Below are 13840 nucleotides of genomic sequence, written 5' to 3'. Positions count from 1 at the left end.
TTTATCCTTACAGATCTATCTTGAACAGGTACGATGGATGCGCAGAGCGGGGTGCGCACCCCATTGAATTTGTGGCTTATTCTGCTGGCATACTCTGGACGTCAAGCCCGTCTCGACCAGCGGCGATGAGTTGCCGACGCGCCAGGGCATAATTGTCTTCGCCGCCGGCGCGTTTGGCGCGGCGATCGTCCAGAATGACCTCGACCGCGTCAAATTCCCCGGCGCGCAGCCCCGCATCAATTGTCATGCGTTCAAAGACATCGCGCTGGGCATGGCTGCCCCCGGCCAGCTGCATGGTGCCACGGGCGCGGGACAGGTGGGTAAAGGCCTGGGCATAGTTGCCATCGCCAAAGGCCTCCAGCCCATTGGCGGCATCGCAGCCCGGTGTCGCCATGCGCTCCTGGGCTTCGGTGTCTCGTGTCCGGGCATCGGTGTGAATGCGGCGGACCAGCTGCTGGGTTTCCGCTTGGCGGTTGCGTCCGGACAGAGCCAGCAGATAGTGCAGATCGGCAAAGATCAGACTGCCATCTTCGGTGCGATTGGCGCAGAGCTCAGACAGCTCCTCCCAACGATTGCCGACGGCGACGCCTTCCAGCTCCAGCCGCATCAGCAGCGAGGTGGCATTGGAAATATCGCGGTAGTCGTCGGTTTTGTCTTTGCGCACCTCGGTATCATAAAGCATCAAGGCCTGATCGATCTGGCCCAGATCCAGATGCATCAAGGCCTTATGCCACCAGACGTGATAGCGGAAATTGTTGCAATGGGCCCAGGCTGCTTCACGCCCCTCCAGCCAGCTGAGGCCTGCGGCGGCATCGCCTGTCATGTCGTGCACATGGGCCACAGCATGCAATCCCCAGGCATCATCTGGCGCCATCCACAGGGCCTGACGTCCGGCAATTCCTGCTTTCTCGTAGGATCCGGTTTCCTCCAGCGCAAAGGAATGACAGCCCAAAAGATAGCCGCGGGCTGCGTGATCCGGGGCATAGGCGGGCATCACCCGCTCGACAGAGGCGCGCATACCGGTACAATCGCCAAGGATGAAACGGATACCATGGCTGAGCTTCATCGCCAGGGCATCACAGGGATCAACATCCAGCACCTGCTCCATCAGCACCACAGCACGCGAGGGACGCCCCGCCAGCCAGGCCTCAAGGGCGTCGACATATTTACGTTCACGCGGCAGCGCCGCCTCATAACCCAGCTTTGCGGCCCGGAGCGCGTCTTGTGCCATGGGCAGAAGTTCGGAGCGGCCCAGCATCAGCACCGAGAGCCCCTTGATGGCCTGGGCCAGGGCAAAGTCAGGGGCAGCGGCAAGAACGGCGCCCAGGTGATCTGCGGTGGCAGCAGCATGGGCCAGCACCCCCATCTGCACCGAATCCCAGCTTGTCTGGGCGGCGGCGCAGCTGAGGCTGGTGTCTTGTCCAAATATGTCTTGCGTCATTGGGGGTCCAATCTCTGCCTATGTTCTCAAAATCACTGTTGTTCTCCAAAGATTAAACCAGCCAAGTGGCCCGCGCGACGTCGCTCGCGTTTTGGTGAATGGATGTGTGTTGATTGGGGGTAAGAAGTGAATTTCCCCGCCATTTCAGGCGGATTTTTGCGTCTTTAAGGATTTGTGGAGGTAAAACCAAGCAAGCACCCGCCGGGGGAGCGGATGCTTGCTGGGTTTTGTAACATTCGCCTGGCCGGCCTGGGCGGCAGGGTGAGGCTGAAGTGAGGGATCTACGCTCGTAGGGTGTCAGATCTCGGCAAAAGGATCTTCGGCCTGAAGAATCTCTTCTGTTGCGCTGCCACATTGGGGGGGCGCATGGCGATAGGTCACTGGAGTGCGGGAAAAGTTCAAGGGGTTGCCCAGCAGCTGCACCGGTCCGGCGCCCGACTGCATTTCAATCGCCATGTCGCGGGCTGCAACTTGATCGGAGGCAAAGACCCGGTCCAGGCTCTGCACCGGCCCGGCAGGTACTTTGCGGGCCTCCATGCCGGCGATGACCACATCCATGGTAAAACGTTTGAGCGCCGGGATCAGAATGTCATTCAGCGCCGCACGGAATTCAAGCCGGGCCGGATTGGTGGCAAAACGTGGATCCTCTGCCAGCCCCTCCAGGCCAAGGAATTCCATGAAGCGGCGGAACTGGCTGTCATTGCCCACCGCCAGGATCACATGAGCATCCGAAGTCTCATAAAGACCATAGGGCACGATGCTGGGATGCTCATTACCGCGCCGCTGGGGCACTTTGCCGGTATTGAGATAGGCGACCCCCTCGTTGATCAACCAGGCCACCTGGGCATCCACCAGGGCCAGATCAATCTGTTGACCTTCGCCGGTGTTCTGCTTGTGTTGCAGTGCGGCGAGAATGCCGATGGTGGCATACATGCCGCACATCACATCGGCGATGCCAACCCCGGCCTTTACCGGCTGACCCTCGGGCTCGCCAGTCAGGGACATGATGCCACCATAGCCCTGGGCCATCAGATCATAGCCGGGTTTGGAGCTGTTGGGGCCGGTCTGACCGTAGCCGGAGATAGAGCAATAAATCAGTTGCGGAAACTCGGCGCGCAGGCTGGCATAGTCCAGCCCGTATTTGGCCAGTCCGCCGGGTTTGAAGTTCTCCACCAGAATATCGGCCTCTGCTGCAAGCCTACGGATCTGGGCCTGACCTTCGGGACTGGCAATATCCAGTGCGATGGAGCGTTTGTTGCGGTTGGCGGCCATGAAATAGGCGGATAGATCAGACTGTTCGCCATTGGCATCCGTGACATAGGGAGGCCCCCATTGGCGGGTATCATCGCCACCGGTCTTGGGGTTTTCCACCTTGACCACAGTCGCGCCAAGGTCGCCCAGCAACTGGGTACAGGTAGGGCCTGCCAGAATGCGGGAAAGATCCAGAACCTTGACGCCTTTGAGCGCGCCATGGCCGAGACTGTCAGCGGCGGTCCAGCCCTTGGGCAATGCGTTAGATGCGTCCATCATATCCTCCGGGTTCAATCTCGGCAGCAATGACAGTGAACCGATCAGAGGCCAAGGCCTCTTGCAGGGCTTTGTCCAGCTCAGCGCGGTTACGCACCGTTACGCCATTGCCACCAAAGGCGCGGCCAATGGCTGCAAAGTCATGGCGGCCCAGATCAACCCCGGCATTGGCCATCTGGCGGCCACGCTGTTTCAGCTCAATCAGGGCTAGGCTGGCGTCGACAAAGACCACAAAAATTGGCGCGACGCCGAGTTCGACGGCGGTGGCCAGATCGCCTGCAACCATCAAAAAGCCGGCATCACCGGAAAAGCTCACCACCGGGCGGTCGGGTTCGGCCAGTTTGCGTCCAATGGCCATGGGCACAGCACAGCCCATGGTGCACAGACCGGAGGACTGGATCAGCTGACGGGGCTCTTGGCAGGTCCACATCTGGCTGAGCAAAATGCGATGCGCTCCGCTGTCGGCCGTGGCGAGAGTATTGGCGGGCAGGCTGGCACTGCATTGGGCAATCACCCCGGCCGGCCCCCAGTCATCCGTGGTGGGAAAGGCGGCGGTCAGAGCATTTTGCGCTTTTTTCAAGGCGCCGCAGGTCCATTTGGGCAGCTCTGCGGTCTCTGCTGAGGGGGCCAGAGCCTCGAGCGTTGGCTTCAGCGAGGTGATCAGCGCCAGGCTGGCCTGATGCATGTAATGGCTATTGGCCTCAGGAGTTATGTCGATCATCCGCTGCCGGGTTGGATCCCAGATATTGCGCCAGCCGGGGCGCATCTCGATAGGGTCATAGCCAAGGGCGAGGATCAGATCGGATTGTTGCACCAGGGGCAGCAGATGTTTGTCTGCCAGCGGGGATAATCCGGCGGCGCCAAGACAGAGCGGGTGGAGTTCCGGCAGAATACCCTTGGCCTTATAGGTGGTGACAAAGGGGATCTGGTGCTGCTCGAGGAAGCTTTTGATCTCGGGGGCGGCCTCTTCCTGCAGAGCGTCGAGGCCGATGACGGCAATTGGGCGCTGGGCTTCGGAAAGCCAGGAATGCGCCTGCGCCAGTGTGGCATTGTCTGGCTGGGTCAGCGCGGCAGGCGCGCGGCGAGATCCACGATCCCTTGCCGAGGCATCTGCCACTGAGATCGGCACGTCAATATGCACCGGGCCATTGCGGGGCTGGGTGGCGATGGCCACGGCCTTGTCGGCGATCAGATCTGGGGCCTCGGCGTCGAGCCGAAACGTGGCCTTGGTGATCGGCGAGAACACAGCGCGGTGGTCCAGCACCTGATGGGTGTAGCTTTGCTCCTCGGCGGCATCAACGCAGCCGGTGAGAACCAGCATCGGCACCCGGTCCTGATGCGCGTTGGCGACCACATTGACGCCGTTGAGCGCACCCGGCCCCAGCGTGGCCACCAGGATCACCGGGGCGCCGTCGCTGTGGTGCGCACCTTCGCCCATAAACCCGGCAGCGTTTTCATGTTTGGCCAGGTGAAAACGAATGCCCGCCTTGACCAGCGCATCCACCAGGGTCAGCACCTCGCCGCCGGGCATGCCAAAGGCATGGCGGCAGCCAGCCTCATAGAGGCGGCGGGCCAGGACGTCGGCGGCGCGAAGGGTCTGTGTCATGTGTTCGATATCCAACTGTTTCTGGAGGCTAGAATTCGCGGGTTATGGAACAGGGTGCAAGCCGTATCACGGCTCTGTGACAGGGCGTGAGAGACTGTGGCTTCACGGTGACCTGTTGGGACAGAGAGCAGAGACACCAGCCTGGCTGTGCGAGAGGGCACCACTGGTGCAGAGGTTAGTGCAGGGCAACCTCTGCAATGGCTGCAAAACGGCGATCCAGCTCGGCAGAGATCCGCACCAACTGGCTGCCGCCTTCATTGATATAGGGGGAGAAAACAAAACTGGGGCGTTTATAGGCGAGATGAGTGTGCGCGGCGTCTACTTCGGTAACATAGAAGCGGATAGGGGCCTCGATCATCGCGGCGGTTGAGAGGGCCAGGACGCGCACCGCGTAGTCATTGTTGAAGACACCGACCACCCGGTTGCCGGGAATGGTAATACCACGGGCGGCCGCGGCCTTGGTCGGGCCCGCCTGGGTGACCACAACAAGCCCCTCTGCCTTTACGGCTGCGCGCAGATCTTGCAGCAATGTTTCATAGGGTTTGCTGCTTTCAAAAATCACCCAGCCATCACGTTTGCTCAGCTCTTCCGCCTGGGCGGAAGCAGACAGGAGGGGGCTGGTCAGGACCAGGGCGAGCAGGACCGCCTGGGAAATTGATAAAAGACCGACCCGCGCCAAAGAGCGCGGCGATTGTTTCAGGATCCGAAGAGAGGCTGGGCGTGCGTGGAACAGGGCGCGCATATTGGGACTCCTTTGTGCAAGGACTGATGGAATTTTAGCAAGGATCGGATTGATCCCGGTTCACGTTGCTGTGAAGTCTCAGTGTGGTGACATAGCGATAGGGGCGCTAAGGGCAGACGGCTCTGGCCGGGGGGGGGAAGGCGAGCCTGTGTCTTATTGTACCAAATCCTGATCTGGTTACCGGCCATCCGATCAGAACGCGATCTTGCCGCCACCGGTCTTGGTGACCACCAGCACGGAGGGGCGCGGCGGCATTTTGGGATCAAAATCCGGCCAGCGGGTTGCCGGATCTTCAAAGGTCGAGGCGCGCGCAAACCCTTTGAGGGATTTGGTGCCATCCGTGCCCGGATGCTGTACCGCCAGGAACAGCGTCTCGCTATCCTCGGTAAAGTAGGGGCCGCAAAGCTCAGCGCCGACGGGGCAACGGAAGAACAATTTGGAGTGGCCGCGCAAATCCCCTTCGGTTTCCAGCGCATAGAGCCCGTCAGATTTCCCGGTCTTGCCCCATTTTCTGCCCTGATCGGTCGCGATCCACAGGCGGCCCTGGGCGTCAAAGGCGCAGTTGTCGGGGGAGCTGAACCAGCCGCTCTCGCTGGTTTGTGGGTTCCATTGGGCGCCGACCTCGGCCAAATCTGGGTCACCACAGCTCACCAGGATAGACCAAGTGCCGGATGTGGCCGCATGATCACCCGCCTCTTCCTTGATTTCAATGATATGGCCAAAGGCGTTTTTGGCGCGGGGATTGGCAGCATTGATCTGATCGGTTTTGCGCCGGGTGTTATTGGTCAGCATGATATATGCGGTGCCATCGCCCCGCGGCTGGGCATCTTCGGGACGATCCATCGGCGTGGCGCCAAGCGCATCTGCGGCTAGCCGGGTATCGATCAGCACATCCGCCTGGCTGGCAAAGCCGTTCTCTGCGGTCAAAGGTCCTTCACCATGAACCAAGGGCAGCCAGTGCACTGTGCCATCCGCGTCAAAGCGGGCAACATAGAGGGTGCCGTCACTCAGCAGCTCGCTATTGGCGCCCCCGCTGCGGGACACAGTGCCATTGGAGACATATTTGTACTGATAATCAAAGCGGTTATCATCGCCCATATAGACCACGAGCTTGCCTGTGGTTGAAATCGTGGTCTCACAGCCCTCATGGCGGAACCGACCAAGGGCGGTATGTTTGACTGGTTTTGAATTTGGGCTGCGGGGGTCGACCTCTACCACCCAGCCAAAGCGGTTGGACTCGTTTGGGTCTTTGTCGATGTTGAAACGGTCATAGTACTGCCCCCAGGCATACCAGCCACTGGGAATACCATAGCGTTTTTTACTGGCGGTATCGGCATGGGCGGAGAGATCCGCTTTGCCGTTGCTGTCGCGGTTATCGGTCCAGAAATAGCCGTGGAAATTCTCTTCGGCCATCAGCCAGGTGCCCCAGGGGGTCATGCCACCGGCGCAGTTGTTCAGCGTACCAATGACGGCTTTGCCGGTGGCATCCGTCTTGGTCTGCATGCGTTTGTGACCTGCGGCGGGACCATCAATGATCATCTCCGTGTGCAAGGGGGTAATGCGGCGGTTATAGGCGCTGTTGCGTACTAGCGACCATTTACCCGCGGCATCACGGGCGATCTCAACCACAGTGCCACCATGGGCGGCCATCTCGATATCGATCAGCTCTTTGGTCATACCTGCAAAGCCCTGTTTGTCCTGACGCCCAAGGCCGGGGAACATGACTTCTTCGTTGGTGTATTCGTGGTTCACACAGAGCAGACCACGGGTGCCCTGCTCGTTGAGGGGGGTAAAGCCGACATAGTCGTTGTTATAGCCAAACTGCTGCAGCTGTGCTGCGGCGCTTTGGTTCATCACGTCGAACTCTGGCGCATCTGCGGTGATCGGATCGCCCCAGCGCAGCAGCACCTCGGCGTCATAGCCCGCTGCGATGTGATGGGTCTGATCATTGCCTTGGGTCAGCTCATCAAAGCGGTAACGGCTGTTGCGCGCATCTGCGGCCAGGGCGCGTTGGGGGGCGATCAGAGCCGAGCTGCCAAACAGAGAGGCCGCAGCCGAAACACCCAACATGCCGCGCAGCAGGTCGCGGCGGCCATAGCGGGCATTGATCACATCGCCGATGGTGGCCTCCAGGTTGGGGTTGGTTGGGATATCGTCAAAGGCCTCATAGGCTTCGGCCTTGTTGCCAATTTCAGGATCATCGGTGATGTGCTTGTGGTCCATGGCGGGCTCTTTTGTCAAAACGGTCTGCGCAGGAGGGTGCGGTTAGGTGTCTGGTGATATGAAGGGGATTTGTAACAGCCAGGTTAGGGGAGATGACGCATTCCTTGAAATGTCACAGACCGATAGGCCAGGTGTCGAACAGGGGGCTGAGGTCTAGGCAGCGCTGCGAAACCCTTCGATCAGCTGGCGTAGCCCCAGGGCGGCCCCGGCAAAAATCGCCAAGAAGGTGACGGGGGCCGAGAGCGAGAGCAGGGAGAAGGCGCTGAGCCCTTGCCCCACGGTGCAGCCCATGGCGATGACGGCGCCTGCGCCCATGATGGAAGCACCAAAGATTTGACGCCGCAGCTCGCGCGGATCGTCGCAGGCTTCCCAGCGAAAATGCCCCTTGATCAGTGATCCGATAAAGGCCCCCAGCCAGACACCGGTGATGGAGCCCACCGCAAAGGAAAGAGGGCGCAGGCTGCCGGTCATGGTCCAGAGGATGGTTTCGCCCAAGGGGGCGGAAAAGGAATGCGAGACAACCGGCAGCGCCTCAAATCCCTGGGCGTTGATATAGGCAGTGCCCGCCCAGCCGGAGACCACTGCCAGGCCGACGACAACAGACCAGAATAGGCTCTTGTGATCGCGGCGGAACTCCACATCCCATAGGCTGACACTCACCAGAATGATCCCGGTGAAAATACCAATGCCGGCCAGCGGCAGATGGGTCAGCGCAGCCAGGTGATGCGCCAGTCCCGGGGGCACCTCTCTGGTGACATCCTGCTGTTCGAACAATAAGTTACGCAGCGGAGCCAGAGGGCCTGTGAGCACCACATAGGTGGAGATCCCCATCACCAGAACGATCACGAAACTGCGCAGATCACCGCCGCCCAGCCGCGCAATGGCGCCAAATCCGCAATTGCCACTCAGCGCCATGCCATAGCCAAACATCACCCCGCCCACAATCGAGGCCAGGGGCATCCAGCGCACCGAGAGGTAGAAGGACTGGGAGGCATCAAACAGCCCCAACCCGATGAGGGAGAAACTACCGATGACTGCGGTCCCAATGGCCAGACCCCACATACGCATCCGATGGGAGGAGCCGCCATAGAGCAGGTCTTCGATGGCGCCCAGGGTGCAGAACCGCCCCAATCGGGCCGCCAGCCCCAGCAGGATGCCACCCAAAAGACCAATAGCTGTGACCAGTTGGTGATCGCTGAACAGATCAAACATGGGCTAACTCTCCTCCTGGGTCAAGCTATTGAGCCTTGCCTCCAGCGATGCAGCTGCAGTGACCCGTCTCTGGCCTCTGCAGCAGGGGGGCAGGTGATGCCTCAATCTCCTCAGTGAAGCGTCAATGGATGCCTGAATGCAATGAGTTTTTGCATCCTGAACAGCGCGCTGGGCGTCTGCTTCAGGTGGTTGGGGGGGATCAGGTCTTTGGCGGCTAGTCGGCCTTGTCGGCGCAGAAGAGATCATAAACCACTTCGAGGATACGGCGCGGACGGTCATCGGCCAGACGGTAATAGATCGCCTTGCCATCCCGGCGCGGCACCACCAGCCCCTCGAGCCGCAACCGCGACAGCTGCTGCGACACCGCCGCCTGGCGCGCCGACAGCAGATCTTCGAGCTCGGTTACCGATTTCTCACCGGTGACCAGATGGCACAGGATCATCAACCGCCCCTCATGGCTGATCGCCTTGAGAAAATTTGAGGCGGTGGTGGCATTGTCCACCATGTTGTCCAGCTCTTCCGGGGCCATATCGGCCGAGAATTGCGGTAGTGCCATTGTCTTGTCTCCTGTGGTGGCGGCGCGCGCTGGCGCCGGGCCCCCGGTTTTACAGTATCGTATCGGCGCGCTCTGAAGCTGTTAAGCCCCTTCGGGCAGGAACCCCAGATGCTTGCTCATCAGTTTGGCGATCAGGGGCCAGAAAAAATCCTCCCCCGGGTATCCTTCGAGACGGGCCATCTCATGACCGTCTTGTACAATCAAGAAGGTTGGGGTGAAACTCACCCGACGTTGGACCGTTATGTCATCGGGAATGGCCCGCAGATCTACCCGGCGCAGGGGGGCAAATTCTCCCTCGCGCGTCTTTGGGTAGATTGGTCCGATTTCGTCGTTCCAGCGTTTGCACCATTCACAGCCTGCCTGCTCTACCATGATCAGCTCAGGCCCCACAGGGGCCGCAGCCAGGGCTTCACCGGCTTGCGCGGGCAGGGCAGCGGCAAAAGACAGCGCGGCAGCCATCGACAGGGCCGCAGCTGTAAAGAGGCGGCGCGTTACAAAAGGTGAACCTTGACTATTCATGACCTCAACCGTTGACGGCTTCCGCAAATTGCGGCTTGATACAACATAATTTGAATATGTGAATAACACAAGTGTTACGCCAACAGAGCCCGTGGCTCGGAGGATCATAAAACCGTGATGCTGGAAATTTCATACCTTGGGGCGGCTTTTGCCGGATTGCTGAGCTTTTTCACCCCCTGCATCCTGCCAATGGTACCTTTTTACCTGTCCTACCTGGGTGGTCTGTCGATGGCGGAACTGCGCAGTGACGGTGAGATCGCGCCCGGAGCGCAGCGTCGTATGGTTCTGGCAGCCCTGTGTTTTGCCGCTGGGGTGACCTCGGTCTTCATGCTGATGGGCATGGGGGCGACGGCGCTGGGGCAGCTCTTCGGTCAGTATATGGATATCCTCGCATATGTCGCGGCTTTGATCCTGGTGGTCTTTGGCCTGCATTTTCTCGGCGTGATCCGCATCCCTTTGCTGTACCGTGAGGCACGGGTGGAGAGTTCTGCGGACCCATCAAGTCTGGCGGGCGCCTATCTGATGGGGCTGGCCTTTGGCTTTGGCTGGACCCCCTGTGTTGGCCCGGCTCTGGCCTCCATCCTGATGGTGGCCTCGGGGCTGGGAGAGGTCTGGCGTGGCGGAGCGCTGCTCTTTGTCTATGGCGCGGCGATGACGGCGCCCTTTGTGGTGGCAGCGCTGTTTGCAAAGCCGTTTCTGGCCTGGGTGGCGCGGCACCGGGCGGTGTTTCACTGGGTGGAAAAGATTATGGGGGCCATGCTGATCCTGTTTGCCCTGCTGATTGTCACCGGCGGGGTGCGCTGGATTGCGGATCTGATGATCCGCTGGATGCCCGGCTTTGCGACATTGGGGTGATCCTGCTTTGCCGCTTGGGGCCGAATTGTAGCGAGTGGTTACTAATGTAAAACCGGAGGGGAATAGATGAAGCATTGGATGATGAAACTGGCAGCCCTGACCATGGCACTGCCGCTGATAGCCTCGGATGTTGCCGCCGTTGAGCTGGGCGATGACGGGCTGCATAAAACACCCTGGATGCGCGAGACTTTCAAGGATCTGCGGGAAGATCTGGAAGAGGCCAATGCCGAGGGCAAACGTCTGGTGCTGTTTTTTGAACAGCGCGGCTGCATCTATTGCACCAAGATGCACACCGAGATTTTCCCGCGTCCGGAAATTGGCGGATATATTGAAGAGCACTACTTTGTGGTGCAGATGAACCTCTATGGTGATGTCGAAGTCACCGATTTTGACGGTGCGACCCTGTCGGAAAAAGACATGGCGCGCAAATGGGGCGTGATGTTCACCCCGACGATTCTGTTTCTGCCGGAAGAGGTGGCCGAGGGGCAGACGGCGGCGCAGGCATCAGTCGCCATCATGCCCGGCGCCTTTGGTGGTGGAACCACGATTGACATGTTCACCTGGGTGACAGAGAAGCGGTATCTTCTTGACAACGGGGAAGATTTTCAACGCTACCACGCGCGCCGTATATCGGAGCGCAACAATGGGTCGGCGGATTGAGCGCAAACGAACAAATATAATAATTCACACTATTGAATTTGTTGTTGCGTTTCCGAGGCCGGGTGCCCTACGGTATACAACAGCTAAGCTCGCTAGGAGGCGAGTGGCAGCCAACGGGAGGAATCATGAAGAGACTATCTCTGACACTGGCCCTGTGCCTGACCGGGAGTGTAACCCTGGCGGCGGAGGTCGCGCCTAAGGATGTGCAGTATAACGAGGATGGCGCCGTAGCAGCCTCCTTGACCGGACAGCCGGGCGATGCGGCAAGCGGTGCCGTTATCGCGGGCACCAAATCGCTGGGCAACTGTGTTGCCTGTCACCAGGTGACAGCCCTGGCAGATGTGCCGTTTCACGGTGAAATCGGCCCTTCGCTGGATGGCGCCGGGGATCGCTGGACCGAGGCAGAGCTGCGCGGGTTGATGACCAATGCCAAGATGACCTTTGAGGGCACCATGATGCCTGCATTCTACAAGGTTGAAGGCTTTATTCGTCCAGGTGCCGCCTATACTGGTAAAGCCCCCACCGAGGCGCTGACACCAATCCTGTCGGCCCAGGAAATTGAAGATGTGATCGCATTTATTGCGACCCTAAAAGAAGAGTAAAGCGAGGGCGCTCGCCCTGCCGCTTTATGAAACGTCAAAGGAGACATATGATGGAGTTCTCACGCCGTGAGACCCTGGGCTTGGCCCTGGGTGCTGCTGTGATGACGGTCCTGCCACTGCGCGTCAGTGCCAGCATCGTTGATGATCGGATTGCCGAGTTTACTGGTGGTGCCGACATGGCCGACACCGGAATTGAACTGACTGCGCCCGAGATTGCTGAAAACGGCAATACCGTGCCAATCTCGGTCGATGCGCCTGGCGCCACCGCGATCATGGTTCTGGCCACCGGCAACCCAACCCCCGGTGTTGCAACCTTCAACTTTGGCCCGCTGGCTGGCAGTCAGTCTGCCTCCACCCGGATCCGCCTTGCAGGCACCCAGGATGTGGTAGCCATCGCCAAGCTGGCCGACGGCAGCTTTGCCAAGGCAAGCGCAGCTGTGAAAGTGACCATCGGCGGTTGCGGCGGCTGATCCATTCAGCCCCGCTGATACCCGATTACGGCCTGCAATACGGCCTGAATACGAAGGAGTTTAAGACATGGCATCCGGTGTAAAACCCCGCGTCAAAGTCCCCAAGAAGGCAACCCCTGGTGAGGCGATCACCATCAAGACCCTGATCAGCCACCAGATGGAAAGCGGCCAGCGCAAGGATAAAGAGGGCAATATCATCCCGCGCTCGATCATCAATCGCTTTACCTGCGAATTCAACGGTCAGCTGGTGACAGACATCACCATCGAACCCGCGGTTTCGACCAACCCCTATTTCCAGTTCGAGGCCATCGTGCCCGAAGCCGGTGATTTCAAATTCACCTGGTACGACGATGATGGGTCGGTCTACGACGCGACCAAATCGGTCGCTATGGCCTGATCCCTTCCGGATCTCAAAGGCACGGCACCCTGGCCACATCTGTGGCCCGGGTGGATACCCAAGGGAGGACAAGGAATGAACTATAAGGCGCTTACCGCCATTGCTGTCGCACTGAGCCTGCCGCTCTCCGCCTATGCGGATGCGGATGATGACACGCTGGTACTCAACGAAGAAGAAACCCTGGTGACCAAGACCGCCGCTCCTGCGCATCTATCCGATGTCATGGATGAGGTGATGTCGGGCTGGCACTTCCGCTCGGATGAGACCCAGGCTCTGCAGATGGATGATTTTGAAAACCCCGCCATGGTTTTTGTCGACAAGGCGATGGACGCCTGGGAAACCGCTGACGGCTCCGAGGGCAAATCCTGTGCTTCCTGCCATGATGACGTGGAGGAGAGCATGGCGGGCGTTCGCGCGGTCTATCCAAAGTGGAACGAGACAGCTGGCGAAGTTCGCACATTGGCGATGCAGGTCAATGACTGCCGCGAAAACCAGATGGGCGCCAAGGCCTGGAAATACACTGGCGGTGACATGACTGCGATGGAAGCGCTGATCTCGGTGCAATCGCGTGGCATGCCGGTCAATGTGGCTATCGACGGTCCCGTTCAGTCGGTCTGGGAGCAGGGCAAGGAAATGTACTATGCCCGCACCGGTCAGCTGGAACTCTCCTGCGCCAATTGCCACGAGGACAGCTATGGGCTGATGATCCGCGCGGATCACCTGAGCCAGGGCCAGATCAACGGTTTCCCAACCTACCGTCTGAAAAACGCCAAGCTCAACAACGTGCATGCCCGCTTTAAAGGCTGCGTGCGGGACACCCGCGCCGAGACCTACAAGCCCGGCTCGTCCGATTTTGTCGCACTTGAGCTTTATGTCGCCTCGCGCGGCAACGGCCTGGCCGTCGAAGGCCCCTCGGTCCGTAACTAAACACACCAACACCCCGCGTCCTTGCTGGCGCGGGGTGTTTCGCTTTAAACGAATTCATAGATGCGAATGTGAATCATGTTTGCTGGCTATGATCGCACAGGAT

Annotated in this window: 14 protein-coding genes; 6 read left to right on the top strand and 8 right to left on the bottom strand. The window is 59.6% G+C overall.

The window, feature by feature from the left end:
• Positions 1–76: 76 nt before the first annotated feature.
• From ED661_RS15840 to ED661_RS15805, 8 genes are all read right to left on the bottom strand, one after another.
• On the bottom strand, positions 77–1441 hold the full coding sequence (locus ED661_RS15840) for a tetratricopeptide repeat protein (protein WP_122074912.1): 1365 nt from the start codon (positions 1439–1441) through the stop codon (positions 77–79).
• A gap of 297 nt (positions 1442–1738) precedes the next feature.
• On the bottom strand, positions 1739–2968 hold the full coding sequence (locus tag ED661_RS15835; protein ID WP_122074910.1) for a CaiB/BaiF CoA-transferase family protein: 1230 nt from the start codon (positions 2966–2968) through the stop codon (positions 1739–1741).
• Positions 2955–4574, bottom strand: a complete 1620-nt coding sequence (locus ED661_RS15830) for a thiamine pyrophosphate-binding protein (RefSeq protein WP_122075460.1) — start codon at positions 4572–4574, stop codon at positions 2955–2957. Before ED661_RS15830 ends, ED661_RS15835 begins: the two co-directional genes overlap by 14 nt.
• Before the next feature lie 175 nt (positions 4575–4749).
• Positions 4750–5316, bottom strand: a complete 567-nt coding sequence (locus tag ED661_RS15825; protein WP_122074908.1) for a DUF302 domain-containing protein — start codon at positions 5314–5316, stop codon at positions 4750–4752.
• Between the two features lie 192 nt (positions 5317–5508).
• Positions 5509–7539, bottom strand: a complete 2031-nt coding sequence (locus tag ED661_RS15820; RefSeq protein ID WP_122074906.1) for a PhoX family phosphatase — start codon at positions 7537–7539, stop codon at positions 5509–5511.
• Between the two features lie 153 nt (positions 7540–7692).
• On the bottom strand, positions 7693–8751 hold the full coding sequence (locus tag ED661_RS15815) for a YeeE/YedE family protein (protein ID WP_122074904.1): 1059 nt from the start codon (positions 8749–8751) through the stop codon (positions 7693–7695).
• A 214-nt stretch (positions 8752–8965) separates the two neighbouring features.
• Entirely contained in the window at positions 8966–9307 is a 342-nt protein-coding gene (locus ED661_RS15810) for a helix-turn-helix transcriptional regulator (protein WP_122074902.1), read from the bottom strand.
• An 81-nt stretch (positions 9308–9388) separates the two neighbouring features.
• Positions 9389–9766, bottom strand: coding sequence for a hypothetical protein (locus tag ED661_RS15805; RefSeq protein ID WP_371412456.1), 378 nt, complete (start codon positions 9764–9766; stop codon positions 9389–9391).
• Positions 9767–9943: 177 nt separating this feature from the next.
• Between ED661_RS15805 and ED661_RS15800 the strand changes: the two genes are divergently transcribed.
• From ED661_RS15800 to soxA, 6 genes are all read left to right on the top strand, one after another.
• Complete coding sequence (locus ED661_RS15800; RefSeq protein WP_122074898.1) at positions 9944–10681, top strand: cytochrome c biogenesis CcdA family protein; 738 nt, start codon at positions 9944–9946, stop codon at positions 10679–10681.
• Between the two features lie 66 nt (positions 10682–10747).
• On the top strand, positions 10748–11341 hold the full coding sequence (locus ED661_RS15795; protein ID WP_174214190.1) for a thioredoxin family protein: 594 nt from the start codon (positions 10748–10750) through the stop codon (positions 11339–11341).
• Between the two features lie 125 nt (positions 11342–11466).
• A complete protein-coding gene (soxX, locus tag ED661_RS15790; RefSeq protein WP_122074896.1) occupies positions 11467–11943 on the top strand; it encodes a sulfur oxidation c-type cytochrome SoxX in 477 nt (158 codons plus the stop codon).
• A gap of 50 nt (positions 11944–11993) precedes the next feature.
• Positions 11994–12413, top strand: a complete 420-nt coding sequence (gene soxY / locus ED661_RS15785) for a thiosulfate oxidation carrier protein SoxY (protein WP_054462692.1) — start codon at positions 11994–11996, stop codon at positions 12411–12413.
• A 67-nt stretch (positions 12414–12480) separates the two neighbouring features.
• Entirely contained in the window at positions 12481–12810 is a 330-nt protein-coding gene (soxZ, locus tag ED661_RS15780) for a thiosulfate oxidation carrier complex protein SoxZ (protein ID WP_122074894.1), read from the top strand.
• A gap of 75 nt (positions 12811–12885) precedes the next feature.
• Complete coding sequence (soxA, locus tag ED661_RS15775; protein ID WP_122074892.1) at positions 12886–13737, top strand: sulfur oxidation c-type cytochrome SoxA; 852 nt, start codon at positions 12886–12888, stop codon at positions 13735–13737.
• The last annotated feature ends 103 nt before the right edge of the window (positions 13738–13840 follow it).

It is taken from the genome of Pseudophaeobacter sp. EL27, assembly GCF_900313025.1.
Lineage (GTDB): Bacteria > Pseudomonadota > Alphaproteobacteria > Rhodobacterales > Rhodobacteraceae > Pseudophaeobacter.
This window is presented reverse-complemented; position numbering and strand designations above follow the sequence as displayed.

Bases quoted from the DNA above. Each gene is read 5' to 3' on its own strand.
- ED661_RS15840 (WP_122074912.1), bottom strand. From the start codon at position 1,441: ATGACGCAAGACATATTTGGACAAGACACCAGCCTCAGCTGCGCCGCC.
- ED661_RS15835 (WP_122074910.1), bottom strand. From the start codon at position 2,968: ATGGACGCATCTAACGCATTGCCCAAGGGCTGGACCGCCGCTGACAGT.
- ED661_RS15830 (WP_122075460.1), bottom strand. From the start codon at position 4,574: ATGACACAGACCCTTCGCGCCGCCGACGTCCTGGCCCGCCGCCTCTAT.
- ED661_RS15825 (WP_122074908.1), bottom strand. From the start codon at position 5,316: ATGCGCGCCCTGTTCCACGCACGCCCAGCCTCTCTTCGGATCCTGAAA.
- ED661_RS15820 (WP_122074906.1), bottom strand. From the start codon at position 7,539: ATGGACCACAAGCACATCACCGATGATCCTGAAATTGGCAACAAGGCC.
- ED661_RS15815 (WP_122074904.1), bottom strand. From the start codon at position 8,751: ATGTTTGATCTGTTCAGCGATCACCAACTGGTCACAGCTATTGGTCTT.
- ED661_RS15810 (WP_122074902.1), bottom strand. From the start codon at position 9,307: ATGGCACTACCGCAATTCTCGGCCGATATGGCCCCGGAAGAGCTGGAC.
- ED661_RS15805 (WP_371412456.1), bottom strand. From the start codon at position 9,766: ATGGCTGCCGCGCTGTCTTTTGCCGCTGCCCTGCCCGCGCAAGCCGGT.
- ED661_RS15800 (WP_122074898.1), top strand. From the start codon at position 9,944: ATGCTGGAAATTTCATACCTTGGGGCGGCTTTTGCCGGATTGCTGAGC.
- ED661_RS15795 (WP_174214190.1), top strand. From the start codon at position 10,748: ATGAAGCATTGGATGATGAAACTGGCAGCCCTGACCATGGCACTGCCG.
- soxX (WP_122074896.1), top strand. From the start codon at position 11,467: ATGAAGAGACTATCTCTGACACTGGCCCTGTGCCTGACCGGGAGTGTA.
- soxY (WP_054462692.1), top strand. From the start codon at position 11,994: ATGGAGTTCTCACGCCGTGAGACCCTGGGCTTGGCCCTGGGTGCTGCT.
- soxZ (WP_122074894.1), top strand. From the start codon at position 12,481: ATGGCATCCGGTGTAAAACCCCGCGTCAAAGTCCCCAAGAAGGCAACC.
- soxA (WP_122074892.1), top strand. From the start codon at position 12,886: ATGAACTATAAGGCGCTTACCGCCATTGCTGTCGCACTGAGCCTGCCG.